We start from the raw sequence: 25,060 nt of genomic DNA on the forward strand, positions 1-25,060 counted from the left end.
CTCACTTGGTCAACGCCATAAACAACCGCGGCAGTTTCTCCGGCAGCCGCTCCACCCGGTCGATGACGGTGAAGCGATTGCCGAAACAGTCGCGGACATAGTCGTCGGCGTGGGCGTCGAGACTAATGCAATAGGTATAGATGCCCTGCTGATCGAGTTCCTGCACGGCCTTGTGCGTGTCTTCGATGAGCAGGCGTTCGTCCTGCACGTCGATGTCATGGGGCTGACCGTCGGTGAGGATGAGCATCAGCTTTTTCTCCGCCTGGCGGGCCTCCAGGTAATGGGCGGCATGACGCAAGGCGGCGCCCATGCGGGTGGAGTAGCCGGCCTCCATGGCGGCGAGACGCGCCTTGACCTGGTCGTCCCAGTGTTCGCGATAGCCCTTGATGTGCTGGTAACGGACCTCATGGCGGGTGTTGGAGGAGAAGCCGGCGATGGCGAATTCGTCACCCAGGTGATCGATGGCCCAGCCGAGCAGGGCGACCGCCTCCTGGCTCAGTTCCAGAATGCTCTGGGTGCAGCCGTCCGGAATCTGATTGAGCGACTGGGAGAGGTCCAGCAGGAGCATCACGGCGATATCACGCCCGTCATGCCGGTGGCTCATGTTGATGCGCGGGTCCGGGGTGGCTCCGCCGCGGTAGTCGATGAGCGAGCGGATGGCCACGTCCAGATCCAGCTCGCTGCCCTCCTCCTGATAACGCAGGCGCACATACTGCTGCGGCTTGAGCAGGTCGAGAATCTGCTTGAGGCGCTTGGCCAGCATCCGGTGCTTGTCGAGCAGCGCGTCGATCCGGGCCGGGTCGCCCGCGGGATGCAGTGCCTCGTAGAGACTCACCCAGTCGGGACGGTAGGTCTTGCTCTGGTAGTCCCACTCCGGGTAGTGGCGGGGTGGCAGGGTCTGCGCCTCCTCGGCCTTGGGCGGCTTGCGCTCTTCGAATGACTCTTCTTCATCGCCTTGCTCGATATAGCGCCACAGATGGCGGTTATCGTCGCGGTAATCGACCTCGGTGTCGGTGAAATAGACCTTGGGTGAGAGATCCTGCTGACGGCGGGTACGGGCGATATAGGTGATCGCCAGCTCGGCGATGGCCTGGGTGCTGGACGCGCCGGCGGCCAACTCGGCGTGGAAACGGGCGACGAAGTCGACCAGATCCGGATTACGGTAGCCGTGATCCGGGTCGAGCGCGGCGCGCGAGAACATGGCCAGGCGATGGCGGATGCAGGACTCCTGCTCGGGGTCGCAGGCATCTTCTTCCGGACGCGGGTGCAGGGCCAGGAACAACCGCCGCAGCCCAGGGTATTCGCGGATCGCCAGGCAGTCGACCCGACAGTCCTCGAAGGTCTCGACGGCCACCCGCTGGAAGGGGCTCAGGTTGTCGGCGATCAGCGAGCCGCTCCAGCGCAGGTGCGCGGCGACGTGGGCCAGCAAGGCGCGGTAGCGGTCGATCCCGGCCACTCCGGCGCGGTCGTCGTAGACATCCGGCACCCGCACCCCCAAGGTGTCGACATAGGGCATCGGTTTGCGCAGTGTGTCGAAGGCGTCCGAATAAGGAACGAACGGCCGGTGCTCACGCCACAAGGAGCGCAGATACAGGTCGAGCTGGCGCTCATTGTCGACGAACAGGGTGCCGTGACGCTCGCGCTGGAGCACCGCACGGCTGTCGGTCGATTGCAGACTGAAATAGTCGCGCTGACGGTCCGGGTGATCGGCATAGTGGCGCAGGCCGTATTCGACCCAATTACTCAGCCCATGGCAGGTGAGCTGACTGAGCAGGTACGGGATGCGCTCCAGCAGATCCGGCAGGCTCGGACTCGGGATCGTAGTATGAAAGCCGTGAATGGAGCCGGTGGTCCGCTCCATGAAACTCAGGATCATCTCGGTGTAGCGACCCAGCAACTCGGCGCTGGCGAGACGGCGCGACACCGCGGCAATACTCTGCAGAAAGGGCAGAATCGCCTTGCCGTTCGGACTGCGCGAGATCTTCCACACCGTCTGCGAGACCAGCCCCAGGGTCTGCTCGCCCAGATCGGCGGCGACTTGCGGCAACTCCTCCAGATAGACCAGGACCGGCTCGAAGCCGCGGCCGATGCGGCAGATCAGCGAAGCTCCCTCCAGATAATCGTTGATCCCCGCCGGACTCAGCAGCGCTTGAGCCTCGGCGATACAGTCCGGGAACACCTGGTCGAGCTGCGGAAAACTACAGCGCAGTTGCCGGCGCAAGGGCTGGAGTGACTCGGCCGCGGGGATGGTGAGCATGGGCATAGGGCCTCGGGGGGCTGCGGTGAGGGGCGCTTGATCAAGGTCGCGGGTACAGTATACCGATCCGGACCCGATCGACAGCGGGCGGCGAGCATTCGCCGCGATTGTATTCGTAGATTTTTTCGCTCAGGGGTCAGACGCATTCTATACTCCCTAAACAAGAGCGCTCCGCCGCGTCTCGCCCCGGAGCCAGCTTCTGGTCCGGACATTGAGCCGCCCGGCGACGTCGCGTCGCTCGGACTTGAACAATTCCCAATATCGTTCTCCAAGTCTCTGTTTCGATAGACAATCAACCAAGAGGAAACGACGATGAGCTGGCAAGAACAACTCGACAAAGCGGTTGCGGCTGTCAAAGAGGCTGCCACCAGCGAAAACGCGCGCGAGATCGCGGGCAAGGCGAAAGCGGCGGCCCTTGGGCTGGTTGAGAAGGTCAAGGCGGGAGCGGTCGACGCGGCCGATGCGTTCGTCGAGGCCAATCGCGATGCCTCGTCGCTGTCGGTGCGCTTTCTGAACGCGGATCTCACCATCCTTTCGCCCGCGGAGGGCATCTCGGTGACCAGGCCGGATGCGGCGACGCTCGTGGTCGACGACGGGTCGGGCAATAGTCTTGTCATCAACGCGGGTGCCAAACCCGCCTATGTTGCCGAGACGATCGGCTCGGTCGCCAAACTCAGCCACAACACCTTCGATCTGGGTCAAGAAGACGGCGTGAACGTCGTCGTCATCAAACTCTGACCGGTGCGCGTCGCGAGGCGCCTTGGCGCCTCGCTATCCTGCCTCGACCATGCTTCAGCCTCCCGGGTATCAATCCGCGCGGCCAACCCCCAGGCCGATGCCGGGCAGGTTCCCCGCGCGCGACCGCCTTGGGCTAGATGGTCACGGGTGAAATGAATCCGTGCGGCTTCACTGCCAGCACGGCGCACTGCAACTGCTCCAGCACTGCCTCCGCGGTATTGCCGATGATCAGCCCGGAGATTCCGGTGCGGCCCAAGGTGCCCATGACGACCAGGTCCGCCTGGAGCCGGGCTGCCATTGCCGGAATCGTCTCCGGGGGCGCACCCTTGATCAAATGGAAGTGGGGCGACAGATAGCCGGTGGCCTCCTCGCCGAGCGCCTCGCCGAGAGTGTGCCTGAGCCGTTCCATGCCGAGTTCCCGACGCTCACGCTCCCCCTGCACATAGCGCAGGGCCGCCAGGTCGGGGTCCTCGCTCCAGGACCGGATGATTCCCTCCCCCGGGGCATCCCAGACATGGAGCACATGCAGGCTGGCGAAGTCGGAGACGGCCAGCGACGACGCCAGCGCGAGTATCCTGCGGTTGATCTCCGCCACCTCGGGAGGGTCCCCCTCGATGTCCAGATCGACCGACGCGAGGATCGTGCCGTAGTTGGCCGATCCCCCGGGCTTGACGAGCCAGACCGGACAGGGGCATTTGCGCAGCAGGTGCATGTCGTCACTGCCGAAGAGTCGAGGCAGGAATCCCGGGTCCTCCGCCTCCTTGAGAACCAGGTCATATCCATCCCGCAGTACGGCGCGGACGGTCTCGATGAAGGGCCGACCCACCAGGATCTTGCAGTCGATCGGAACCCGCTCCGTGTAGCCGTGGGTCGACGCCTCCAGTGCGGCGAGCCGCTCGGAGCGCAGCCGGGCCAGCGGGTCCGCGGCCCAGGACGGATCCAGCGGTAGCGGGACACCGGTCGGACGCTCGGGAATCGCCGCGGCGCAGGTCAACCGGGCCTGGTTGTTTTCCGCAAGCGAGACCGCCCGCTCCAACAGGGAGCCTGGAAGCTTCCCGCCGTCCAGGATGCAAAGGATGTGTTTGAAGTGGTTCATAACCTACCCCCTCGCGTTGCTTCCGGTCGTTGGCTAAGCTGCCACCCGATGAATCAAGTGTAGACAGGCCCAGGCCGCAAGCCCGGCGGCCAGATCGTCGACCATGATCCCCAAACCGCCGCTCACCCGCCGCTCCAACCAATTGATGGGCCAGGGCTTGAGGATATCGAAGCCGCGGAACAGCAGGAATCCGGCAAGTACCCACACCCAGCCGGGCGGCGCCGCGGTGAGAGTCACCAACAGACCGGCGAATTCATCCCAGACGATGGCGCCGGGGTCGGCGCTGCCCAGATCGCGGGCGGTGCGGTCACAGGCCCAGACGCCGACGAGGATCAGGACCGCCAGGACCGCCAGGTAGGCGCCGAGCGGCAAGGGAGCCAGGATCAGATAGAGCGGCAGCGCCGCCAGGGTCCCGAAGGTGCCGGGCGCCCAAGGGGCCAGACCGGAACCGAATCCGAAGGCGATCCAATGGTGCAGGCGGCGCGGGTCGAATCCTGCCCTGACCTCGCCGGGCACTACGGGAGCGATCTCAGGAGGCATCGTACGCGCCCGGCGACGCAAAGTGGTCGAAGCCCGCATGAGCAAGCGCGAACGGAGCACCCGCGGGTGTCGTACAGATCAGCCCGGACCCGCGCTCGACCCGCCCGATGACGGTCAACGGGCAGCCGCAGCGTGCGCCGATGTCGGCGAGCCGATCGCGGTCGACCGACGGCAGGCAGAAGCACAGTTCATAGTCGTCACCCGAGGCCAGCGGCAGACTCCAGTCGCCGGTCGTTTGCACGGCCGCGGCAACCGCGTCGCTCAAGGGCAGCGCCGCCAGATCGAGCGCGCCGGCCAGACCGCTCGCCGTGAGAATATGCCCCAGATCCGCCGCCAGACCGTCGGAGACATCGATCATCGCGCTAGCGCGTCCGCGCAGGGCGAGCCCCAGACCGACCCGCGGGGTCGGCCGCTCGAGGCGCGCCCGCAGGGTCGGGAGCGGGAGTTGGCCGGCGAGCAGTGCGCGCAGGGCGAGCCCCGCATCGCCCAGGGTTCCGCTCACACAGATCAGATCTCCCGGCCGCGCGCCGCCGCGCCGCACCTCGGCTCCCGCGGGGATGAACCCATGGACCTGGACCGTAATCGAGAGCGGACCGCGCGTCGTATCGCCGCCCACCAGACTCACCCCGTACGCCTGCGCCAGACGCCCGAAGCCGCGGGCGAAATCGGCGAGCCAATCCGGTGCGGCGGCGGGCAACCCGGCCGGCAGCGTCAGCGCGAGGGTCGCCCAAGCCGGCTCCGCCCCCATCGCCGCCAGATCGCTCAGACCCACCGCGAGTGATTTGTGACCGATCGCCTCGGCATCACAGTCGGCGAGGAAATGCACCCCGCTCGCCAGCGTATCGATACTCACGGCCAAGCGCTGCCCGGCCGGCACGGCCAGCACGGCGCAATCGTCGCCCACGCCCAGGAGGACATCCGCCCGGGATGTCCCGAGCGCGGCGAAATGGGTACGGATCAGATCGAATTCGGACAAGAGCAATCCTGACAGGCGGGAGTCGGGCCGCACGCTGACGACGAGTGCGCAGGATAACCCAGGGCGGGCCGCGGATGGCGGATCAATCGCCCGCGCGACTGGCTGCCGCGGCGCGGCGGGCCACCTTGTCCAGGACGCCGTTGACGTAACGGTGACCCTCATGGGCGCCCAGGAGCTTGGTGAGTTCGACCGCCTCGTTGATGGCCACGCCGGCCGGGATGGCGGGGGAAAAGAGGATCTCGTAGGCACCGATTCGCAGGATGGCGAGTTCCACCGGGTCGACCTGACTGATCGGCCGATCGAGAACCCCGTCGAGTGCCGCATCGATCGCGGTGACCTCGGCGGGGACGCCTTTCACCAAGCTCTCGAACAACTCCAGGTTGAAGTTGAACCTGTCCTTGGGATCGACCGGAGTGTCATCTTCGGCGCCGTTGAGTGAGTTCACCAGGGCGTCCAGCCATTCCGGATCGTCGAGCATGTGCTGCCGGATGGTGGCCGGTTCCTCCCGCGTCAGATGCCATTGGTAGAGCGCGAGCGCGGCATAGCGCCGCGCCTGGCTGCGAGGACTGACCCCGCCGCGGTCGGTCGATTTGGCCATCCGGGTCACTCCAGCCGCCGCAGCAGATCGACCATCTCCAGGGCGGACAAGGCCGCCTCGGCGCCCTTGTTGCCGGCCTTGGTGCCGGCCCGCTCGATCGCCTGCTCGATGCTGTCGACGGTCAGCACGCCAAAGGCGACCGGGATGCCGTATTTCAGGCTCACCTGGGCCATGCCCTTGACGCATTCACCGGCGACGTACTCGAAATGCGGGGTACCGCCGCGGATCACGGCGCCCAGGGCGACGATGGCATCGAATCCGCCCCGCTTGGCGATGTGCTCGCAGGCGACGGGCATCTCGAAGGCACCGGGGACACGGACGATGGTCAGCTGCTCCTCCGCCACACCGTGGCGCAGCAGCGCATCGACGGCGCCCTTCTCCAGGCTCTCCACAATGAAGGCGTTCCAACGGGATACCACCAGACAGAAACGGGCCTGATCGGCGCGCAGGACGCCCTCGATCGTCTTGATGCTCATGCTGGGGACTCCTGATGATCTGGGTCAGTAATTAAGTGACGCAACGAATGCAATCGTTGTCGTTGTCGTAATCGGAGAAGCCAGGCCCGACGATTTGTTGCGATACTTGGAAAACTCGGATAGCGAAACAACGGGGTACGAGAGCATCCTCGCGGGTCGCACCCATCGATTACGACAACGACAACGACAACGACCGAGACGCCACAGGCGTTCCCTAGCAGCCTGTCGGACTTAGCCCCTAGGATTAGGGTATGAGTCAACATAAAGGCTTTTTGTTGCTCCACAATCTAACGTAAGGTGATTTCCGCGAAAAATCCAACCCGTAGGAGCCCGCTTGCGGGCGACGGGTGGGGCNCAATGACGCGATTCCGGCAGGTCACGTCGCCCGCAAGCGGGCTCCTACGGAGCTTGATTCTTGATAGCGTCTTATTCGGAAATCGCCTAAAGTCCGACAGGCTGCTAGCGGACTTGCTTCGCTTATGAGTAAACGGCTCCTCAGCGCCCGCCGCTGACGTACTCGACCACCTCCAGGTCGAACCCCGAGATGGCGTGCATGGCTTTCGGGGCGCTCATCACGCGCATTTTACGCACGCCCAGATCGGCCAGGATTTGGGCGCCAATGCCGTAGGTGCGCAGTTCGCTGCGTTCCTTATGACGCCGCGCCGGGACCGTGTCCTCGCCGTCATGCAACTGGAGATCTTTCAGGCGCGCCAGCAGGTCCGCGGCATTGTCGCGATTGCGCAGGACGACGATGACGCCCTCGCCCGCCTCCGCAATCTGGCGCATCACGGCCTGTAGCGGCCAGCCGCAGGCCGGATGCCGCGGGGCGAACAGGTCGCACATCGTATTCTGCAAGTGGACACGCACCAGGATTGGCCGTTCCGGGTCGATCTCGCCCATGGTCAGCGCCAGATGCAGATCGTTGTCGATGCTGTCGCGATAGGCCAGCACCCGGAACTCCCCATGTTCCGTGGGCATTTCACACTCACACTCCCTGATGACGGCCTTCTCGTGGCGAACCCGGTAATGGATCAGATCGGCGATGGTGCCGATCTTCAGCCCATGGGTCTGCGCGAAGGCTTCCAGGTCGGCCCGGCGCGCCATGCTGCCGTCCTCGTTCAATATCTCCACGATCACGGCGGCGGGTTCCAGTCCGGCCAGCCGGACCAGGTCACAGCCCGCCTCGGTGTGACCGGCACGCACCAGCACCCCGCCGGGTTGCGCCATCACCGGAAAGATGTGGCCGGGCTGCACCAGATCGCGCGGCTGGGCATCCGCAGCAATCGCCGCGAGCACGGTCGCCGCGCGGTCGGCCGCCGAGATGCCGGTCGTTACGCCCTCGGCGGCCTCGATCGAGACGGTGAAGGCGGTGCCATGCGGGGCGTGACCGTCGGTGACCATCAACGGCAGACGCAACTGCTCGCAGCGCTCTTTGGTCAGCGTCAGACAGATCAGGCCGCGGCCGAACTTGGCCATGAAGTTGATCGCCTCGGGCGTCACCTGATCGGCGGCCATCAGGAGGTCGCCCTCGTTTTCGCGATCTTCGTCGTCCATGATGACGACCATGCGACCGGCGCGCAGCTCGGCGATGATTTCTTCGGTGCTATTTAGCGGCATGGGAGGGACTTACAGCTTAGACCAGGGCTTAGACCAGGGCTTGGACCCTGGACACGCTGAGCCGTTCACGGCGCGACGCGGCGTGTCTGCGGCCCACAAACGAAAAGGGCGGCAACAGAGTCATCTGCTGCCGCCCAGTCACTTGGTCGGGGCGAGAGGATTTGAACCTCCGACCACCTGAACCCCATTCAGGTGCGCTACCAGGCTGCGCTACGCCCCGGGTGGACGCGTAAGATTACGTTTTAAGGCCGACCGTGTCAAGCCGCGAAACCAACCGGCAGCAATTCCAAATTTGGGCGGCACCGCGCGACCTCTGGTGGATGCGGCGCGCGCGACCGCCGTGCCGAGTCCCTGCCACCGAGCGGCGCGCCTTATCCACCCTACAACGGAGCCGGTTTCGTAGGGTGGATAAGCGCAGCGCATCCACCATCGGCCTCGCTGCCGACACGCTGTTGGCGGCGGCCACCCAAATTCGGAACTGCTGACCAACCGGGGTGCGATCCAAAGTGATGTGGTCGCAGATGCGCGTAGGATGGGCAGAGCGAGAGCGATGCCCATCCGGCCACCGCGACGCTTGATGATGGGCATCGCTCTCGCTCTGCTCATCCTACCGAGAGGCCCGGCCCCGTCAGTTCTGATCACACCCAAACAACCGCACGAAGAACAACAGCCATGGACCCCACCGCGGATCAACGGCGCAAAACGTGAAGGATCTCTTCGAGTTCCATGCGCATCTGCCGCAGCACCTGGTGGGTCTGGCTCAGGTCGTGCTTGGCCCCTTCGCCGCTGAGTTGCAGGCGGGCACCGCCGATGGTGAAGCCCTGGTCATAGAGCAACGACCGGATTTGACGCACCATCAGGACATCGTGGCGCTGGTAATAGCGGCGGTTGCCACGCCGCTTGACCGGATTGAGCTGGGTGAACTCCTGTTCCCAATAGCGCAAAACATGCGGCTTCACGCCGCACAGTTCGCTCACCTCGCCGATGGTGAAATAGCGTTTGCCGGGGATCGGCGGCAGTTCGCCCGATCCGACGACCTCGACCTCGCTATTGCTCGGTTCCAGCATAGGCCTCCACGCGCGCTTTCAGTTTCTGACCGGGACGAAAGGTCACGACACGGCGAGCAGTGATCGGAATCTCTTCGCCGGTCTTCGGATTACGGCCAGGGCGCTCCTTTTTCTCACGCAGATCGAAGTTTCCGAAGCCGGAGAGCTTGACCTGATCGCCGCGCTCCAGCGCCGCCCGGATCTCCTCAAAAAACTGCTCGACAATATCTTTGGCCTCGCGCTTGTTCAGCCCGAGTTCTTCGAACAGATGTTCTGCCATATCGGCCTTAGTCAACGCCATCGCTTCAATCCCTCAATCGTGCACCAAACTCGGACGCCAGACGGTCCAGTACCCGCGCAATCGTTTCATCGACCGTCTGGTCCGTAAGTGTCTGAGAAGATGCTTGTAAAATCAATCCCAAAGCCAGACTTTTTCTGCCGGAATCGATCGTTCCCCCGGCATAGACATCAAACAGTACCAGATCGCGCAGCAAGTCGGAGGCAGTGGCGCGAATACAGGCCGCGATATCACCGAAGGCGACGGCGGCATCGACGACGATGGCCAGGTCACGGCGGATGGCCGGAAAGCGGGAAATCGGGGCAAATCGGGGCAATGTGCCGGTGCCGAGCGCGGCCTGCTCGACCTCGAACAGGAAGGCATCGCCATGCAGGTCGAGCCCCGCGGCCAGCGTCGGATGGAGCATCCCCATGAGTCCCACCGGGTGCCCGTCGCGTTCGATCAGCGCACTCTGACCCGGATGAAGCGCGGGATGGCTGGCCGGGACAAAGCGGAAGCTCGACCCCGCGACGCCGCCGACCGTACCCAGCGCCAGCAGGGCCTCGACATCGGCTTTGAGGGTGAAAAAATCAGCCGGGCACGCGGGCTGCCCCCATTGCTCGGCATCCACGCTGCCGATGACGAGCCCGCCGATGACCGCCTCCTGGCGCAGTCCATCGAGCCCTGGACGAAACCGCAGGCCGGTCTCGAAGATGCGCACCCGCTCCTGCTGCCGGGCTTGATTGTAGCGTGCCGTGTGCAGCAACCCGGACCACAGTGACAGACGCATGACGGACAGGTCGGCACTGATCGGATTGGCCAACACCAGCGGTTCGGCCCCCGGCTCGATCCGCGCCTGCAGCTCGGGGCTGACGAAGCTGTAGGTGATGACCTCCTGAAACCCGCGATCCACCAGGAGCAGACGCGCACGATCCAGCTCGAAGGCCGCCTCCGGGGTGCCCTTGGTGACGGCCGCGGAGCTGGTATGGCTGACCGGAATGCGTTCGTAACCGTGGATCCGCCCGACATCGGCGATCAGGTCCACCTCATGAATCAGATCGAAGCGCGCGCTGGGCGGCGTCACCCGCCAACCCCCGGCGACCGACTCCAGATCCATTCCCAGGCGCGCCAGCAAGTCGGCAATGGTCTCGACGGGGATCTCCAGCCCCAGGATCTGGGTGCAGCGGGCCGTGCGCAGCATCAGCGGGGCGCGCTGCGGCAAGTGATCCGGGGCCAACACGTTCACCACCGGCCCAGGCTGACCGCCCACGCAATCGAGCAGCAGCCGGGTCGCACGCTCCATCGCCTGGACCTGCAGTCCGGGGTCCACGCCGCGCTCGAAGCGGTGGGATGAGTCGGTGTGCAATCCGTAAGCGCGGGCCTTGCCGGCAATCTGCGCCGGTGCGAAATACGCGCTCTCCAGCAGGATATCGCGGGTATCGTCCGCCACCGCGGTACGGGAGCCGCCCATGATTCCGGCGAGCGCCACCGGCCCGGCGGCGTCGGCGATGACCAGCGTATCGGGGCGCAGCACAATGTCGTCGCCGTTCAGCAGGGTCAACTGTTCACCGGCCTCCGCGAGCCGCACCCGGATCTCCTGATCCAGCCGGCCCAGATCGAAGCCGTGCATCGGCTGACCCAGTTCCAGCATGACATAGTTGGTCACGTCGACCACCGGACTGATGGAGCGCACCCCGCCGCGACGCAGGCGTTCGCGCATCCACAAGGGTGTCTCGGCGCTGGGGTCGATCCCGCGAATGATGCGGCAGGCATAGCGCGGGCAGGCCGCGGGCGCCTCCAACCGGACCGGGAAGTGCGCATCGATCGCGGGCGCGACCGGCGCCGCTGCAAGCGGCGTCAAGTCGGTCCGGTTGATCGCCGCCACCTCCCGTGCCAGCCCGGCGATCGACAGACAGTCGCCGCGATCCGGTGTCAGGTCGACCTCGATACAAACGTCGTCGAGGCCGAGCCACGCGCGAAAATCCGCGCCGATCGGGGCCTCCATCGGCAGCGGCAAAATGCCGCTGGAGGTCTCGGCCAGCCCCAGTTCGACCGCCGAGCAGATCATGCCGAACGACTCGACACCGCGTAACTTGGCACGCTTGATCTTCACATCGCCGGGCAGAACCGCGCCGATAGTCGCCACCGGCACCCGCTGGCCGGCGGCCACATTGGCCGCGCCGCAAATGACCTGCAACGGCGCGGCCGCGGCCACCTCGACCGTGCACACCCGCAGTTTGGCGGCGTCAGGGTGGGGCTCGACCTGGGTGACCAGGCCCACGAGCACACCGTGGAACGCCGGCGCGGCGGCCGTTGCGGAGTCGACCTCGAGCCCCGCCATGCTAAGCTGATCGGCCAGGGTGCGGCTGTCGACCGGTGGGTTCACCCACTCCCGCAGCCAGGATTCACTGAAACGCATCTGGAGGGATTCCTATTATCTGTGAACCTGAAAATCGGTGAACCGGAAATCCTTGAACCGGAAAAGGCACTCTTCCTGGGATCAGGCAAACTGGCGCAGGAACCGCAAGTCGTTCTCGAAGTACAGGCGGATGTCGTCGATACCGTAACGCAGCATCGCCAGCCGCTCCACTCCCATGCCGAAGGCATATCCCAGATAGCGGTCCGGGTCGATGCCGACATGACGGAAGACCTCGGGGTAGACCATGCCGCAGCCCAGGACTTCGAGCCAGCCGGTGTGCTTGCAAACCCGGCAACCCGCCCCGCCGCACATCACGCACTGGATGTCCACTTCCGCGGACGGCTCGGTGAACGGGAAATACGACGGCCGGAAGCGCAGCTTCAGGTCGCGCTCGAAAAAGCTCGACAGAAAGTCGTAGAGCACGCCCTTCAAATCCGCAAAGCTCACCTGCTCGTCCACCAGCAGCCCTTCCACCTGATGAAACATCGGGGTGTGCGTCAGGTCCGAGTCGCACCGATAGACGCGTCCGGGGGCGATCACCTTGAGCGGCGGCGCCTGCTCGGTCATGACCCGGATTTGCACCGGCGAGGTATGGGTGCGCAGCAACCGGTCGGCATCGAAATAGAAGGTGTCGTGCATCGCCCGCGCCGGGTGATGCTCCGGGATATTGAGCGCCTCGAAGTTGTGGTAGACGCTCTCGACTTCCGGGCCTTCCACCACCGCGAAACCGGCATTGGCAAACAGGCGCTCGATGCGCCGCAAGGTCCGGGTGACCGGATGCAGCCCGCCGGACTGCTGGCCGCGCCCCGGCAGCGTCACGTCGATGCACTCCGCACCCAGACGGGCCATCAACGCCGCCTGATCCAATACAACTTTCCGTGCATCCAGTGCCTGCTGGAGCGCGTCCTTGGCCTGGTTGATCCACTGGCCGGCGGCCGGGCGCTCCTCTTTCGGCAGCGTGCCGAGTTGCTTGAGCAACGCGGTCAGTTCACCACTCTTGCCCAGAAAGCGCACCCGGACCTGATCGAGTTGGGCCAGGTCCGCGGCGTCGTCGATCGCCGCCAGCGCGGCCGCACGCAACGCATCGATTCCGAGTCCGGTCTGTTCGGGCATAGTCCAACCTACCGTTGAAGAAGATTGTCCGCGAATGAACGCGAATTCAGAAAAAATGCCGGGTTGGATTCGCAGCGAATCCCGCGGCAACGAAAAAGGGAAAGACGAGGGCCTTTCCCTTCGTTCGTCAATTACTTATGGCCGTCGAACGTGATCACCGGACGTAGGGGCGGGTTTGAAACCCGCCCCTACACCAGGAATCTGTCTGGATATCAGGTGCGGAGCCGATCATCACTGCCCGCGTCCTTGCGGGTGTGCGGCGTCAGGCCGCCAAGGCGCCCTTGGCCTGTTCGGCGATGGCGGCGAAGGCGACGCTGTCGTGGTAGGCGATATCCGCCAGCATCTTGCGGTCGACCTCGATCCCGGCCTGCTTGAGCCCGTTGATCAGGCGGCTGTAGGACAAGCCGTTCTGGCGGGCCGCCGCGTTGATACGGGCGATCCACAGGGCGCGAAACTGGCGCTTCTTCTGGCGACGGTCGCGATAGGCGTACTGGCCGGCCTTGATGACGGCCTGCTTGGCGACGCGAAAGACGCGACTACGTGCACCGTAGTAGCCTTTCGCCAACTTCATGATCTTTTTGTGACGGGCGTGCGCGGTTACGCCCCGTTTAACGCGTGGCATCTTCTCTCTCCGGTATCAGGTGCGATCAGCGATCAGCAGTAAGGAATCATCCGCAGGGCAGACTTCAGGTCCGAGGAATGGACCAGCCGGGCCGCGCGCAGATGACGCTTCCGCTTGGTCGACTTCTTGGTCAGGATGTGACGCCGGAAAGCCGAATAACACTTGACGCCGGTGGCGGTGCGCTTCAGACGCTTGGCCGCCCCGCGATTGGTCTTGATCTTGGGCATATTGCTCAACTCCGCTATTTGCGAACTGTTATTTCTTCTTGGGGCCGAGCACCATCACCATCTGGCGTCCTTCCATCTGGGGTTGGGATTCCACGATGCTCAACTCGGTGAGGTCAGTCTCGATGCGCTTGAGCAACTCCAGCCCAAGTTCGCGGTGCGCATGTTCGCGACCACGAAACCGCATGGTGACCTTCGCCTTGTCCCCTTCTTGGAGGAAACGCATCAGGTTGCGTAGTTTGACCTGATAGTCTCCCTCGTCCGTCCCTGGGCGAAACTTGATCTCCTTGATCTGGACCTGCTTCTGCTTCTTCTTGGCTTCGTTCTGCTTCTTTTTCTGATCGAAGCGAAACTTGCCATAGTCCATGAGGCGGCATACCGGGGGCTCAGCGGTCGGGACGATCTCCACGAGATCCATGCCCGCCTCTTCCGCCATTTCCAGGGCCTCACGGACCCTGACGACTCCGACCTGGTTGCCGTCCGCGCCGATCAACCGTACTTCCGGGATGTTGATCTCGCGATTGACGCGGTTTCTCTTTGGTGCAGCGATTGCCGGTTCCTCCACAAGGTTTGAAAAAAGGCCGTCCCTGTCCGAGTGCCGGGTGCGACCCGGCCTGCGCTTGCGTTGTCGAACGCCGGCACAGCGTGCGCTGGCGTCGACCGCGGGTGGCGACGTCCGGTCGCCCCCCTCAACCTGTTATAGCCTTCTCACCTGATATCCAGACAGATCCTATGGTGTAGGGGCGGGTTTGAAACCCGCCCCTACGTCCGGCCCTCAGTGCGCGCGCGTCGCGACCGCATCGTTCAGGCAGGCCGCGAAACCGTCGAGATCGAATGACCCGAGATCCTGGCCCTTGCGATCACGGACCGTCAACCGCCCGGTTTCGACCTCGCGATCACCGACTACCAGCAGATAGGGGACCCGTTGCAGGGTGTACTCGCGAATCTTAAAGCCGATCTTCTCGTTTCTCAAGTCCGAATCCACACGGAAGCCCTTTTTGCGCAAGGCTTTAGCCACTTCAGTCGCATAGGGGGCCTGCCGATCGGTGATATTCAGGACCACCGCCTGCACCGGCGCGAGCCAGACCGGCAGCAAACCGGCGTAATGCTCGATCAAAATCCCGATGAAACGCTCCACCGAGCCCAGAATCGCCCGGTGGATCATCACCGGAGTCTGCTTGCTGTTGTCCTCGGCGATATAGTGCGCGCCCAGGCGTCCAGGCATGGAAAAATCTACCTGGATGGTCCCGCATTGCCAGGCACGGCCGATGCTGTCGTGCAGGGTGAACTCGATCTTGGGGCCATAGAAGGCGCCCTCGCCCGGCTGGACCTTGAACTCCAGGCGCTTGGCCTTGAGCGCCAGATCCAGGGCCGCCTCGCCCTTGTCCCACAGGTCGTCGCTGCCCACTCGTTTCTCGGGACGCAGCGACAGGGCCAGCGCAATCTGATCGAAACCGAAGTCACGATAGGTCTCGAAGACCATATCGATGAGGGTCGCGACCTCGGTTTGGAGCTGGTCCTCGGTGCAGAAGACGTGGGCATCGTCCTGCGTGAAGCGCCGCGCCCGCATCAGCCCGTGCAGGGTGCCGGAGGGCTCGTTGCGGTGCACGACCCCGAACTCGGCGATGCGCAGGGGCAGATCGCGGTAGCTCTTCAACCCCTGGTTGTAGAGCTGGATGTGCCCTGGGCAGTTCATCGGCTTGATCGCGAAGTCGTGCTCGTCGATATGGGTGGTGTACATGCCGCCGGCGAACTTGTCCCAGTGACCCGAGCGCTCCCATAGGGAACGGTCCAGAATCTGCGGCGTCTCCACCTCGTCGTAACCGTATTCCATGAGCTTCTCGCGCATGTACTGCTCGGCCAGGCGATAGATGATGCGGCCCTTGGCGTGCCAGAAGGCCATGCCGGGCGCCTCGTCCTGAAAGTGGAACAGATCGAGCTGCTTGCCGAGCTTGCGATGGTCGCGCTTCTCGGCCTCTTCCAAGCGGGTCAGATAGGCTTTGAGTTCCTTCTTGTCGCGCCAGGCGGTGCCGTAGATGCGCTGCAACTGGGCGTTCTTCGAGTCGCCGCGCCAATAGGCGCCGGCCACCTTGGTCAGCTTGAAACCCTCGCCCAGGCGGCCGGTGCTCGGCAGATGCGGCCCGCGGCAGACATCGAACCAGTCGCCCTGACGGTAGATCGAGACTTCTTCCCCCACCGGGATGATGTCCTCGATGATCTCGACCTTGTAGGTCTCGCCGAGCGCGGCGAAGACCCCTTTGGCCTGCTCCCGATCCATGACCTCGCGCACGATCGGCAGATCGCGCTTGACGATCTCGTGCATGCGCGCTTCGATCAGTACCAGATCGTCCGGGGTGAAGGGCTCGGCGCGGGCGAAGTCGTAGTAGAAGCCGTTTTCGATCGCGGGGCCGATCGTCACCTGAGTGCCGGGATAGAGTTCCTGCACCGCTTGGGCCATCACATGGGCAGCATCGTGGCGCAGCAGTTCCAGGGCGTCGGTTTCATCCTTGGCGGTGACGATGGCGAGCGCGGCATCGGTGTCGATCACGAACGACGTATCGACCAGCCGGCCGTCCACCCGCCCGGCCAGCGCTGCCTTGGCGAGACCCGGACCAATGGACGCGGCCACCTGATGCACGGACACCGGGGCGTCGAACTGACGGAGCGAACCGTCGGGAAGTGTAATCTGGGGCATGGGCGAATCCTTTGATTCAGTGGTGATCGATACCAAGGATCACATGACGGATCGCCTGACACGAACTTCAGGCGGGAACCAAACGAAACAGCCGCCAGCGGCCGGTCACGAGCAACCAGCACACGGGCAATCACCACGACGGGCGACACCGGGCTGGACGCTTGCGACTGGCCGCGTGCGGCTGGAATATTGGTAGGCGCGATTGGACTCGAACCAACGACCCCCACCATGTCAAGGTGGTGCTCTAACCAGCTGAGCTACGCGCCTGTCGTCAAGAGCCCACAATGTTAACGACGTGGCGGGGTCTTGGCAAACGTTTTTTCATCGATGCCGAAACGAGCGCAACAACAACCTGGAGTTTGCAATGCCGTCCGACGTCACAACACACTGGCAGCCCGTGGATCTGGGCGACGGGGTCCGCGCCTGTTTCGAGGTCATCCCCCGCGGGGGCCGCGAGGAGGTCGGCGTTCTCGATGCCCTCCCCTTCGATCAAGTCACCAAAACCCTCGGCAAGATCGCCGCCAGCCTCGGCGCGGCCATTGCGAAGTGGTCGGGCGCGACACCACCCTGAGCAGCCCCATCGCCTGCGGACCCTGGCAAGGCGCCCCGCGCCAGGCGGTGCTCCGCCACCTTGACGGCGACCTGGACCTGGCCCTGCTGCATGACCCCGACGGACCGGCACCTGTCCTGGCTTTGGCCCCGCGCCTCGGCGCCCCGCCGGAATCCGGCGCCGACCTCATCGGCATCGGCTATCCGGTGCGCGACGACCAGCCCGAGTTCGACCAGATCACCGGCCACTACGAAGGCGAGACCAGCCGGCAACCCGCCGCCGGCGGCACCCGGACCAGCTTCTCGTTCCCACGCTCCAGCGTGGGAATGCCGTCCGGCCGCTCCAGCGGCCGGTGGCGCCACGCGACGCTGGAGCGTCGCGACTTGCTCCCACGCTGGAGCGTTGGAGCCAAATCACCGCAACCCTCGGCAAGATCGCCGCCGGCCTTGGCACGGCCATCGCCAAGGCCAAGCCCACCAAGGCCAGCGTCGAGCTCGGCCTGGAACTGGGTCTGGAGTCCGGCGCCCTGGTCACACTCATCGCCCGCGGTACCGGCACGGCCAATCTCAAGGTCACGCTCGAATGGGGCGGGTCCTGAGCGCCGCCCCCTGAGTGCCCGCCATGCCGCTGCCCGACACCGCCGTCGACCCTGGGCTGGCCGCCCTGCGCGCGGCCTGCGTGCGGGTGATGGGCGCGCGCCCCGGCTGCGGCTTCCCGCCCGCGCCGGGCTGGCTCGTCACCTGCGCCCATGTAGTTGGGCGCGACACCGCCCTGGGCAGCCTCATCGCCTGCGTACCCTGGCAGGGCGCTCCGCGCGCGGCGGTGCTGCGCCACCTTGACGGCGACCTGGACCTGGCCCTGCTGCATGACCCCGATGGACCGGCCCCGGCGCTACGCCTCGGCGCCCCACCGGACCCCGGCGCCGACCTCATCGGCATCGGCTATCCGGTGCGCGACGACCAGCCCGAGTTCGACCAGATCACCGGCCATTACGAAGGCGAGACCAGCCGGCAACCCGCCGCCGGCGGCACGCGGACCATGCTGAAATTCAAGGACAGCCAGATCGAGCCCGGATTCAGCGGCGGCCCCCTGTTCGCACCCGGCCGCGGCACGGTCATCGGTGTCATCCGCTGGAGTCGGGATGTGCGCACCGCCCTCGGCGGTTGGGCCATTCCCACTCACGACCTGATCGATTGCTGCGCCGCCGCGGGGGTCCCGATCGCGCCGTCCGGCCCGGCCGCCCCGCCCGTCGGCAATCTGCCGGCCCGTCTGCGCGACCTCCTGCTCGCCCTGCCCGGCTGGAGCCAGACGCGCCGCCGCCGCCAATTCATCACCCTGGCGCTGTGGCAACAGCCGATCCTGAACCGGATCGACCTGGACGGCACCCCGACCGACGTCGCCGCCGACCTGGCGGTCGCCTGCCTTGAACAGGGCGGACCCGACGCCGACGGCTACACACCGCTGCTTGCGCTGCTCGCCGCCGTGCCGTCCGAGTTCGGCCCCCAGGCCGCGCGCGATCAGGTGATCGCCGAGATCCTGAGCGCGGCAACGCGACCCTAGCAGCCTGTCGGACTTTAGGCGATTTCCGAATAAGACGCTATCAAGAATCAAGCTCCGTAGGAGCCCGCTTGCGGGCGACCTGACCTGCCGGAATCGCGTCATTGTGCCCCCACCCGTCGCCCGCAAGCGGGCTCCTACGGGTTGGAATTTCTTCTCGTTCCCACGCTCCAGCGTGGGAATGCCGTCCGGCCGCTCCAGCGGCCGGTGGCGCCACGCGACGGCTTCCGCGTCGCGACTTGCTCCCACGCTGGAGCGTGGGAGCCAGATCAATAAGAATATCAGTGGCTCAGTGTTCAGAGTCGATGGGGACGGAACACAACAAACGCACGCCGAGGACGCTATGGCGGGCGCTGAAGGGGTCCCGGAAGCGGGACGCGGCAAGCGCGGCAGCCGTACTGCTGCTCCACGAGCCGCCGCGCACCGCCCGCTCATCCCGCCCCTGGGTGTCGCTGTCATCCGGGTCGGCGTATTTGTTCAGGCACCACTCCCAGCACAGTTACCCGCGCAGTCCATGAGCCCATAGGGCGAGCAATTGCGCGGGTACAGGCCGACCGCGGTGGTCTCGCGCAGGTACAGGGGACCGGTGCGGTCGTAGGTCTCGTCGACGTTGGCATCGCCGCTGCGGTAACCGGCGCCCCAGGGGAAATCGCGGCCGTCGGTGCCGCGCGCGGCCTTCTCCCACTCGTACTCGGTGGGCAGACGGATGACCTCCGCGGGGCCGATCAACCCGGCGGCACGCAGGCGCACGGTCAGCCAGCGGCAGTAGGCCAGGGCCTCGACCCAGGCGAGTTCGACCCGCGGGCGGTTGGGTTGGTCCCATTGGGGTTTGGCGGGCTCGGGAGGCGCGAAACCTTCCTGCCACCAGCGGTCATCCTCATACGCCTCCTTCACTTGAGTAAAGGCCAGGTACTGGACATTGGTGACCGGATAGCGGGCGATCCGATAGGCCCCGGTCTCGCGGGTCGCGCCGTCCTGCCAGTGGAAAGGCCCGGCGGGAACGGCCTGCCAGGCGATGTCGGGCAGGCCGTCCGGCCGCAGTCCCACGCCCGCGCGGTCGTCTCCCAGGGCAGCGAGCAGGTCGCCCAGGCGGGTCCGGCGGCTGTGCCAGCGCGGCGCCTGTGCGGGGTCGGCGAGTTGGGCAAGCACCTGATCGAGGCCGGCACGCAGCCAGACCGGGGCCTGCGGATCGGCCGCGCGCAACCGCGCGACCAGGGCGCTCAGGGTCGCGGCCTCGCGGCCCTCGCCGGTGAGGGTGTGCAGGAGCGCGGTGCGGGGGTCCAGGTCCGGACCGGCGGCGGACGCGGACCCGGCGGTGTCCGCGGCGCGCGCCGCCTGGGTCAGGTCGAGCAGTTCCGCGGCGTCGTCGCGCACCAGGAAGTGGGCGATGAGCGGCGCGTCGCGCACCAACTCGGCCCAGAGTTCGGCGCCCTCCAGCAGTTTGCGCTGCTCCAGGACCACCTCCGGTCTGGGCTTCAGCCCGTCCGGCCGGCCGGCGGCGGCCCAACCGGCGGCGTCCTGCGCCAGGCGGGGGCGCAGCATCAGGGCCTCGCGGCGCCGCTCGATCCACTGCGCCAGGGCGGGCCAGGCGTTGAACAGCGCCTCGTGGGCGACCTCCACCACGCGGCCCTGGAGGACGTCGGCGGCGGACCTGGTCTCGCACCGCCCGGCGGTGACCAGCAACCGGGCCTGGGGTCCGGCCAGTTCGCGGATCAGCGCCTGCGCCGACGCGTCCCCCTCCCAATAGGCCAGGTCCTCCCGCCGGCGGGTCGCCTCGCCGTCCAGGCGCACGGTGAGCAGCCGCGAGAAGACCCGCGGCAAGGTCGGGTCCAGGTCGACCCCGGCGCGGGCGACCGCCTCGCGGGCCCGTTGCGCGATCACCCCCGCGAGTCCGCCGATGGCGTCATAGTCGGCCTCGCCCAGCGTCGGCTCGGGCTGGCCGCTGCAGCGGGTGTAGAGGTCCTTGAGGGCGAAGGCGAGCAGGGCCAGCCCGCCCGGTTGGCGGTCCGCGTCCCTGACCAGCCGGTTGGTCAGGGCGTCGACCAACCGGACCGGCCGGGCCAGGGTGCGCCGCCGCACCGGGCCCTCGACCATCTCGGTCATGGCCGCCGGACCGGGGGTGCCGACCCCATAGTGGGCGCAGTCGTTGAACACGGCACGCAGACCGGGGTCCGCAATGCAGCGGTCCAGAAAATCCGACCGGATGGTGATCACCAGGCGCGGGTAACCGGCCTGACCCAGGACCAGGAGCAGGGTATCCAGAAAGACCTGACGCTCGGCGTCCGCAATGCTGGTGAAGAGCTCTTCGAACTGATCGACGATCAGCAGCCAGCAGGCCCCGGCGGGTCGCCCGGCGAGCACCCGTCCGGTCAGTTCGGCGAGGCCCGCGCGGGTGCCGCGCAGAGCCGCCGCTTCCTGGTCCGGATCGCCGAGGCCGGGGATGCCGGCCGGCCCGAGGCTGTAGACCAGATTCTGCAGAGGGTCTCGGGATGGCTGCGAGGGCTTCATCGCGGTGATCACCCAGCCCGCGGAGCCGGCGATCGGGGTGCGGGCCGGGTCCTTGAGGGTACCCCAAAGACCAGCGCGGACCAGGGAGGACTTGCCGGACCCCGAGGCCCCGGCGACCACCAGCAGGCCCTTGCCCTGGGGGGTCTGAAGCCGCGCCAGCAGATCCGCGGTCTCGGCCGTGCGGCCGAAGAAGATCGGCGCCTGGGTGTGGTCCAGGGCCAACATGCCGGGATAGGGGGCATGGGGCCAATCCACCACGGGGCTGGTACAGCCCAGACGCTCGCGCAGGCGGTCGAAGTCCGCTTTGACCCGGCCATCGGCCAGGCCCTCGTCACGGAGCGCGCCGAGCACGGCGCACAGGGGCGTTTCACCCCGTTCGGTGGGCTGGTCGAAGTCCAGGCAGGCGCGAATCAGCTCCGAGACCACTACCGCCGGTGCACCGTCCCACTGCACCTCCCCGATCACCTGGTGGTTCAGCAGGGCAAGGGACACCAGCGCTTTGAGCCGGCGCTGATCCTTCAGGGGCTCGATCCGCTCCAGCAGGCGGCACAGGTCGTTGAAGGTCGATTGGTCCATGGGTGCCAAGGATACCGCGATTGCACCAGGCGAACGAATACTTGCCCAATCTCCGGAGCGGTGTCACGAGAAGCTATTTCGCGCTGTTCGGATGTTGTCTGCCGGGGCTCTGTTGCCTATGCTTGAATGACAGCACGACGACCACCGAGATCCCGCCCGATGCCGTCAACACCCTCTGCCCGTCGTCCGCTCAAGACCCGCAATACCGCCTGGGCGCGCGGCCTGGCCCGCTGGCTGGTGGCCCGGCGGGTCGCGCCCAATCATATTTCGCTGCTGAGCCTGGTGTTCGCGGCGCTGGGGGCTATCGCTATGCTCCTGTCGCCAACGGTGCCGCCAGAGGTGCGCGCCGGGCTCTATCTGGCCGCGGCCGCCTGTATCCAGTTGCGTCTCCTGTGCAACCTGTTAGACGGCATGGTGGCGGTGGAGGGCGGACTCGGCTCGCGCTCCGGAGAGGTCTACAATGAAATCCCGGACCGCATCGCCGATCCGCTGCTGATCGTCCCGGTCGGCTATGCCTGCGGACTCGCCTGGGGGCCTGAACTGGCCTGGACGGCGGGACTCCTGGCCTTGCTCACCGCCTATATCCGCGCCCTGGGCGGCACCCTGGGTCTGCCCCAGAACTTCCAGGGACCCATGGCCAAGCCCCACCGGATGGCGGCGCTGACCACCGGCCTCCTCGGCGCCGCACTGGTGAGCCCCTGGGGGCTGGACGGCGTGCTGCTGCTGCTGGTGTTGATCCTGATCGTGCTCGGCACCGGGCTCACGGCCGTGCGTCGCACCCAGACGATCCTCCGCGCGCTGGAGGCGCGATGAACACGGCACCGGCCGCCGCCCGACTGCTCGCCGGACTCACCCGACTGATCACCGGCGTGCGAGCCCAGTGGGCGGGCGCCGCGCCGACCACCGCCCAACGCGTCTATTACGCCAATCACAGCAGCCATCTGGACACCCTGGTGATCTGGGCCTCCCTGCCCGCCCCCCTGCGCGCCCGCACCCGCCCGGTGGCCGCGGCGGACTACTGGGACCGGCCGGGGCTGCGCCGCTGGCTGGCCTGCCAAGTGCTGAACGCGCTGCTGGTCGAACGCGCCGGCGGCTGCGGCAGCCGCGAGGCCCTGCGCCGGATCGATGAGTCGCTCGCGGCGGGTGACTCGCTGATCCTGTTCCCCGAGGGCACCCGCGGCGACGGCACCACGGTCGGTGAATTGAAACCGGGGCTCTATTTCGTCGCCCGGCAACGACCAACCGTGGAACTGGTGCCGGTCTATCTCCAGGATCTCAGCCGCATCCTGCCCAAGGGCGAGGTGTTGCCGGTACCGCTGCTGGGCAGCGCCACCTTCGGCGCGCCGCTCGCCCTGGCACCTGGAGAGGACCGGCACGCCTTTCTGCAACGGGCCCGCGCGGCCCTGATCGGCCTGGGAGCACGCGGATGAACCTGCTGACCGACCCTGAGATGCTGCTCCTGCTCGGCGGCATCGGCGGCCTGCTGACCCTCAGCAGCCTGATCGGCTGGGCCCTGGATCGGCGAGTGCGCGAAGCACCGGCGCGGCTGGTGATCGCCAACCTCAATGCCCGCATCCGCTCCTGGTGGATAATGACGGCGGTGTTCGTGGCGGCGCTCGCCACCGGCGGGATCGGCTCGGTGATCCTGTTCGCACTGACCTCCTTTATCGCCCTGCGCGAATTCATCACACTCACCCCGACGCACCGCGCGGATCACCGCACCCTGTTCTGGGCCTTCTTTATCTTCGCCCCGGTCCAGTACCTGTTGGTCGGCATTCAGTGGTACGGCCTTTTCGCCATCTTCATCCCGGTCTATGCCTTCCTGTTCATCCCGCTGCGTAGCGCCTTGGCCGGCGACACCGAGGACTTCCTGGCCCGCACCGCCAAGATCCAATGGGGCCTGATGATCGCCGTCTACTGCGTCAGCCATGCCCCCGCCCTGTTGATGCTGGAGATCCCCGGCTATCAGGGTGAGGGAGCCAAGCTGCTGCTCTATCTCATCATCGTGGTGCAGCTCAGTGACGTGCTCCAGTACGTCTTCGGCAAGACCCTGGGCAAACACCGGATTGTGCCCCGCTTGAGTCCCAACAAGACCTGGGAAGGCACCGTCGGCGGCATCGTCGCCGCCACCCTGGTGGGCACCCTGCTGTGGTGGGTCACGCCCTTCACCCCCTGGGCCGCGGCGGTCATCGCGCTGCTGATCTGTCTGACGGGTTTTGCCGGCGGGCTGGTGATGTCGGCGATCAAACGCGACCGCGGCGTGAAAGACTTCGGCACGCTCATCGAAGGCCACGGCGGGATCCTGGACCGCATCGACTCACTGTGCTTCGCCGCTCCGGTGTTCTTCCATGTCGTGCGCTATTACTACACCTGAAGTGCGACGGAATACACGGCCGGACGCGGCAGTTCGGTGTAACATCACGGGCTGTTCGGTGGCGATCACGCGGGAACCGCAAGCCTGAATCCCGCTCGCCGGCGCCGGACAGTCCAGCCCCTACGTCGGTCGCAGTCGGGTCCATGCCGGCCTGCAGTCCGGAAGACCGCCCGTCAATGCCATTGATGAACGACGTTCCGAACAATCCTCACCTGTAACATCGGAGAACAGATTCATGTCCCTGAAACACGTCATTGCCGCATCCGCCGTCGCCGTCGCTATCGCATTGTCCGGCGTGGTCAGCGCGGACAGCGTCGCTGACAAGGCTGCCGCCGCCGCCAAAGCCGCGGAAGCATCGGTCCTCAAAGCCGCCGCCGCGGCTCAGGAGGCAGCCGCTGCCGCCATGAAAGAGAGGACGCTCAAGATGAAAGAAGCCGCTGCCGCGGATGCCAAGGCGGCGGCTGACCCGACCGGGGCAAACCGGAAGGCCGCCGCGAAAGCCGACGACGCGGCAGACGAGGCCGCGGTCAAGGCCGAGGTGGACGAAGACAAGGCCGCCGCCGCGCAGGACCGTGCCGCGGTAGACCTCCAGAAGGCCGACAGCGCCCAGACCGATGCGATGCTGAAAGACGAGGCGGCAGCAATCGGCGGCCGTTGAGATCGCTGCGGCGCCGCGGGGGATCTCCGGAGCGCCGAGCCTGAACCGATCAACGAACCCCGGCGCCGGGCTCGCCGGCTCAGGGCGCCCCGGACCTCGGCCGCGCCATGTGCCAGAGTCCGGCCGTCCGGACTGAAGGCAAG

Annotated in this window: 24 protein-coding genes and 2 tRNA genes; 8 read left to right on the forward strand and 18 right to left on the reverse strand. The window is 66.2% G+C overall.

The features are described from left to right. Nucleotide 1 precedes the first annotated feature (1 nt). A complete protein-coding gene (locus tag A39O_RS0103595; protein ID WP_157639595.1) occupies nt 2–2,257 on the reverse strand; it encodes a nitric oxide reductase activation protein NorD in 2,256 nt (751 codons plus the stop codon). Between the two features lie 312 nt (nt 2,258–2,569). Here A39O_RS0103595 and A39O_RS0103600 point away from each other — a divergent pair, with 312 nt between their 5' ends. Further along, nucleotides 2,570–2,995, forward strand: a complete 426-nt coding sequence (locus A39O_RS0103600) for a hypothetical protein (RefSeq protein WP_020503341.1) — start codon at nt 2,570–2,572, stop codon at nt 2,993–2,995. Nucleotides 2,996–3,128: 133 nt separating this feature from the next. Here A39O_RS0103600 and A39O_RS0103605 read toward each other — a convergent pair whose 3' ends face one another. The 16 genes from A39O_RS0103605 to A39O_RS0103680 form a co-directional block, all read right to left on the reverse strand. Next, nucleotides 3,129–4,091 (reverse strand): universal stress protein, encoded by a 963-nt coding sequence (locus A39O_RS0103605; protein WP_020503342.1) that lies wholly within the window; start codon nt 4,089–4,091, stop codon nt 3,129–3,131. A gap of 33 nt (nt 4,092–4,124) precedes the next feature. Beyond that, on the reverse strand, nt 4,125–4,631 hold the full coding sequence (locus A39O_RS0103610; protein WP_051088758.1) for a phosphatidylglycerophosphatase A family protein: 507 nt from the start codon (nt 4,629–4,631) through the stop codon (nt 4,125–4,127). Then, the gene (gene thiL / locus A39O_RS0103615; protein WP_020503344.1) at nt 4,621–5,607 is read right to left on the reverse strand and encodes a thiamine-phosphate kinase; all 987 of its coding nucleotides are present in this window, start codon (nt 5,605–5,607) and stop codon (nt 4,621–4,623) included. Before thiL ends, A39O_RS0103610 begins: the two co-directional genes overlap by 11 nt. 82 nt (nt 5,608–5,689) lie before the next feature. Beyond that, nucleotides 5,690–6,205 carry a transcription antitermination factor NusB gene (nusB, locus tag A39O_RS0103620; RefSeq protein WP_020503345.1) on the reverse strand — a complete coding sequence of 172 codons (516 nt, stop codon included), beginning with the start codon at nt 6,203–6,205 and terminating at the stop codon, nt 5,690–5,692. Nucleotides 6,206–6,210: 5 nt separating this feature from the next. Continuing rightward, nucleotides 6,211–6,681, reverse strand: coding sequence for a 6,7-dimethyl-8-ribityllumazine synthase (ribH, locus tag A39O_RS0103625; protein WP_020503346.1), 471 nt, complete (start codon nt 6,679–6,681; stop codon nt 6,211–6,213). Between the two features lie 495 nt (nt 6,682–7,176). Continuing rightward, entirely contained in the window at nt 7,177–8,298 is a 1,122-nt protein-coding gene (ribBA, locus tag A39O_RS0103630; protein WP_020503347.1) for a bifunctional 3,4-dihydroxy-2-butanone-4-phosphate synthase/GTP cyclohydrolase II, read from the reverse strand. A 143-nt stretch (nt 8,299–8,441) separates the two neighbouring features. After that, nucleotides 8,442–8,518: transfer RNA gene (locus tag A39O_RS0103635), tRNA-Pro, on the reverse strand. A 469-nt stretch (nt 8,519–8,987) separates the two neighbouring features. Further along, entirely contained in the window at nt 8,988–9,365 is a 378-nt protein-coding gene (locus A39O_RS0103640; RefSeq protein WP_020503348.1) for a MerR family transcriptional regulator, read from the reverse strand. After that, nucleotides 9,346–9,645: an integration host factor subunit alpha gene (gene ihfA / locus A39O_RS0103645; RefSeq protein ID WP_020503349.1), complete on the reverse strand. Its 300-nt coding sequence runs from the start codon at nt 9,643–9,645 to the stop codon at nt 9,346–9,348. Before ihfA ends, A39O_RS0103640 begins: the two co-directional genes overlap by 20 nt. A 4-nt stretch (nt 9,646–9,649) precedes the next feature. Then, entirely contained in the window at nt 9,650–12,040 is a 2,391-nt protein-coding gene (gene pheT, locus A39O_RS0103650; RefSeq protein WP_020503350.1) for a phenylalanine--tRNA ligase subunit beta, read from the reverse strand. A gap of 81 nt (nt 12,041–12,121) precedes the next feature. After that, nucleotides 12,122–13,153 carry a phenylalanine--tRNA ligase subunit alpha gene (gene pheS, locus A39O_RS0103655; RefSeq protein WP_020503351.1) on the reverse strand — a complete coding sequence of 344 codons (1,032 nt, stop codon included), beginning with the start codon at nt 13,151–13,153 and terminating at the stop codon, nt 12,122–12,124. Between the two features lie 262 nt (nt 13,154–13,415). After that, nucleotides 13,416–13,775: a 50S ribosomal protein L20 gene (rplT, locus tag A39O_RS0103660; RefSeq protein ID WP_026199143.1), complete on the reverse strand. Its 360-nt coding sequence runs from the start codon at nt 13,773–13,775 to the stop codon at nt 13,416–13,418. Nucleotides 13,776–13,807: 32 nt separating this feature from the next. Continuing rightward, entirely contained in the window at nt 13,808–14,002 is a 195-nt protein-coding gene (rpmI, locus tag A39O_RS0103665) for a 50S ribosomal protein L35 (RefSeq protein ID WP_020503353.1), read from the reverse strand. Between the two features lie 28 nt (nt 14,003–14,030). Further along, complete coding sequence (gene infC, locus A39O_RS0103670; protein WP_026199144.1) at nt 14,031–14,564, reverse strand: translation initiation factor IF-3; 534 nt, start codon at nt 14,562–14,564, stop codon at nt 14,031–14,033. Between the two features lie 210 nt (nt 14,565–14,774). Further along, a complete protein-coding gene (gene thrS, locus A39O_RS0103675) occupies nt 14,775–16,694 on the reverse strand; it encodes a threonine--tRNA ligase (protein WP_020503355.1) in 1,920 nt (639 codons plus the stop codon). Nucleotides 16,695–16,884: 190 nt separating this feature from the next. Further along, nucleotides 16,885–16,961 (reverse strand) — tRNA-Val (locus tag A39O_RS0103680). Between the two features lie 97 nt (nt 16,962–17,058). Between A39O_RS0103680 and A39O_RS40255 the strand changes: the two genes are divergently transcribed. The 3 genes from A39O_RS40255 to A39O_RS0103700 all read left to right on the forward strand — a co-directional run bounded on the left by A39O_RS40255 (nt 17,059) and on the right by A39O_RS0103700 (nt 18,804). Next, nucleotides 17,059–17,265, forward strand: coding sequence for a hypothetical protein (locus tag A39O_RS40255; RefSeq protein WP_157639597.1), 207 nt, complete (start codon nt 17,059–17,061; stop codon nt 17,263–17,265). A 331-nt stretch (nt 17,266–17,596) separates the two neighbouring features. Next, nucleotides 17,597–17,842, forward strand: a complete 246-nt coding sequence (locus A39O_RS31850) for a CU044_2847 family protein (protein ID WP_020503358.1) — start codon at nt 17,597–17,599, stop codon at nt 17,840–17,842. A 23-nt stretch (nt 17,843–17,865) separates the two neighbouring features. Next, nucleotides 17,866–18,804, forward strand: coding sequence for a trypsin-like peptidase domain-containing protein (locus A39O_RS0103700; protein WP_020503359.1), 939 nt, complete (start codon nt 17,866–17,868; stop codon nt 18,802–18,804). Between the two features lie 474 nt (nt 18,805–19,278). On the opposite strand, the gene A39O_RS36165 is transcribed toward A39O_RS0103700, so the two are convergent. Beyond that, complete coding sequence (locus A39O_RS36165; RefSeq protein WP_026199145.1) at nt 19,279–21,885, reverse strand: nSTAND1 domain-containing NTPase; 2,607 nt, start codon at nt 21,883–21,885, stop codon at nt 19,279–19,281. Nucleotides 21,886–22,044: 159 nt separating this feature from the next. Here A39O_RS36165 and A39O_RS0103710 point away from each other — a divergent pair, with 159 nt between their 5' ends. The 4 genes from A39O_RS0103710 to A39O_RS31860 all read left to right on the forward strand — a co-directional run bounded on the left by A39O_RS0103710 (nt 22,045) and on the right by A39O_RS31860 (nt 24,917). After that, the gene (locus A39O_RS0103710; RefSeq protein ID WP_020503360.1) at nt 22,045–22,698 is read left to right on the forward strand and encodes a CDP-alcohol phosphatidyltransferase family protein; all 654 of its coding nucleotides are present in this window, start codon (nt 22,045–22,047) and stop codon (nt 22,696–22,698) included. Then, a complete protein-coding gene (locus A39O_RS0103715; RefSeq protein WP_020503361.1) occupies nt 22,695–23,315 on the forward strand; it encodes a lysophospholipid acyltransferase family protein in 621 nt (206 codons plus the stop codon). Before A39O_RS0103710 ends, A39O_RS0103715 begins: the two co-directional genes overlap by 4 nt. Further along, nucleotides 23,312–24,259, forward strand: a complete 948-nt coding sequence (locus A39O_RS0103720) for a phosphatidate cytidylyltransferase (protein ID WP_020503362.1) — start codon at nt 23,312–23,314, stop codon at nt 24,257–24,259. The genes A39O_RS0103715 and A39O_RS0103720 overlap by 4 nt, the downstream gene beginning before the upstream one ends. A gap of 235 nt (nt 24,260–24,494) precedes the next feature. After that, the gene (locus tag A39O_RS31860) at nt 24,495–24,917 is read left to right on the forward strand and encodes a hypothetical protein (RefSeq protein WP_020503363.1); all 423 of its coding nucleotides are present in this window, start codon (nt 24,495–24,497) and stop codon (nt 24,915–24,917) included. Nucleotides 24,918–25,060: the final 143 nt, after the last annotated feature.

The sequence above is a fragment of the Lamprocystis purpurea DSM 4197 genome, from assembly GCF_000379525.1.
GTDB lineage: Bacteria > Pseudomonadota > Gammaproteobacteria > Chromatiales > Chromatiaceae > Thiodictyon > Thiodictyon purpureum.

Excerpts from the sequence above, each read along its gene's own strand:
- A39O_RS0103605 (WP_020503342.1), bottom strand. The coding sequence starts at position 4,091 with ATGAACCACTTCAAACACATCCTTTGCATCCTGGACGGCGGGAAGCTT.
- A39O_RS0103610 (WP_051088758.1), bottom strand. The coding sequence starts at position 4,631 with ATGCCTCCTGAGATCGCTCCCGTAGTGCCCGGCGAGGTCAGGGCAGGA.
- A39O_RS0103600 (WP_020503341.1), top strand. The coding sequence starts at position 2,570 with ATGAGCTGGCAAGAACAACTCGACAAAGCGGTTGCGGCTGTCAAAGAG.
- A39O_RS0103715 (WP_020503361.1), top strand. The coding sequence starts at position 22,695 with ATGAACACGGCACCGGCCGCCGCCCGACTGCTCGCCGGACTCACCCGA.
- A39O_RS36165 (WP_026199145.1), bottom strand. The coding sequence starts at position 21,885 with ATGGACCAATCGACCTTCAACGACCTGTGCCGCCTGCTGGAGCGGATC.
- A39O_RS0103720 (WP_020503362.1), top strand. The coding sequence starts at position 23,312 with ATGAACCTGCTGACCGACCCTGAGATGCTGCTCCTGCTCGGCGGCATC.
- pheT (WP_020503350.1), bottom strand. The coding sequence starts at position 12,040 with ATGCGTTTCAGTGAATCCTGGCTGCGGGAGTGGGTGAACCCACCGGTC.
- rpmI (WP_020503353.1), bottom strand. The coding sequence starts at position 14,002 with ATGCCCAAGATCAAGACCAATCGCGGGGCGGCCAAGCGTCTGAAGCGC.
- A39O_RS40255 (WP_157639597.1), top strand. The coding sequence starts at position 17,059 with ATGCCGTCCGACGTCACAACACACTGGCAGCCCGTGGATCTGGGCGAC.
- ihfA (WP_020503349.1), bottom strand. The coding sequence starts at position 9,645 with ATGGCGTTGACTAAGGCCGATATGGCAGAACATCTGTTCGAAGAACTC.
- nusB (WP_020503345.1), bottom strand. The coding sequence starts at position 6,205 with ATGGCCAAATCGACCGACCGCGGCGGGGTCAGTCCTCGCAGCCAGGCG.
- thrS (WP_020503355.1), bottom strand. The coding sequence starts at position 16,694 with ATGCCCCAGATTACACTTCCCGACGGTTCGCTCCGTCAGTTCGACGCC.
- A39O_RS0103700 (WP_020503359.1), top strand. The coding sequence starts at position 17,866 with ATGCCGCTGCCCGACACCGCCGTCGACCCTGGGCTGGCCGCCCTGCGC.
- A39O_RS31860 (WP_020503363.1), top strand. The coding sequence starts at position 24,495 with ATGTCCCTGAAACACGTCATTGCCGCATCCGCCGTCGCCGTCGCTATC.
- A39O_RS0103595 (WP_157639595.1), bottom strand. The coding sequence starts at position 2,257 with ATGCTCACCATCCCCGCGGCCGAGTCACTCCAGCCCTTGCGCCGGCAA.
- ribBA (WP_020503347.1), bottom strand. The coding sequence starts at position 8,298 with ATGCCGCTAAATAGCACCGAAGAAATCATCGCCGAGCTGCGCGCCGGT.
- pheS (WP_020503351.1), bottom strand. The coding sequence starts at position 13,153 with ATGCCCGAACAGACCGGACTCGGAATCGATGCGTTGCGTGCGGCCGCG.
- A39O_RS0103710 (WP_020503360.1), top strand. The coding sequence starts at position 22,045 with ATGCCGTCAACACCCTCTGCCCGTCGTCCGCTCAAGACCCGCAATACC.
- rplT (WP_026199143.1), bottom strand. The coding sequence starts at position 13,775 with ATGCCACGCGTTAAACGGGGCGTAACCGCGCACGCCCGTCACAAAAAG.
- A39O_RS0103640 (WP_020503348.1), bottom strand. The coding sequence starts at position 9,365 with ATGCTGGAACCGAGCAATAGCGAGGTCGAGGTCGTCGGATCGGGCGAA.
- ribH (WP_020503346.1), bottom strand. The coding sequence starts at position 6,681 with ATGAGCATCAAGACGATCGAGGGCGTCCTGCGCGCCGATCAGGCCCGT.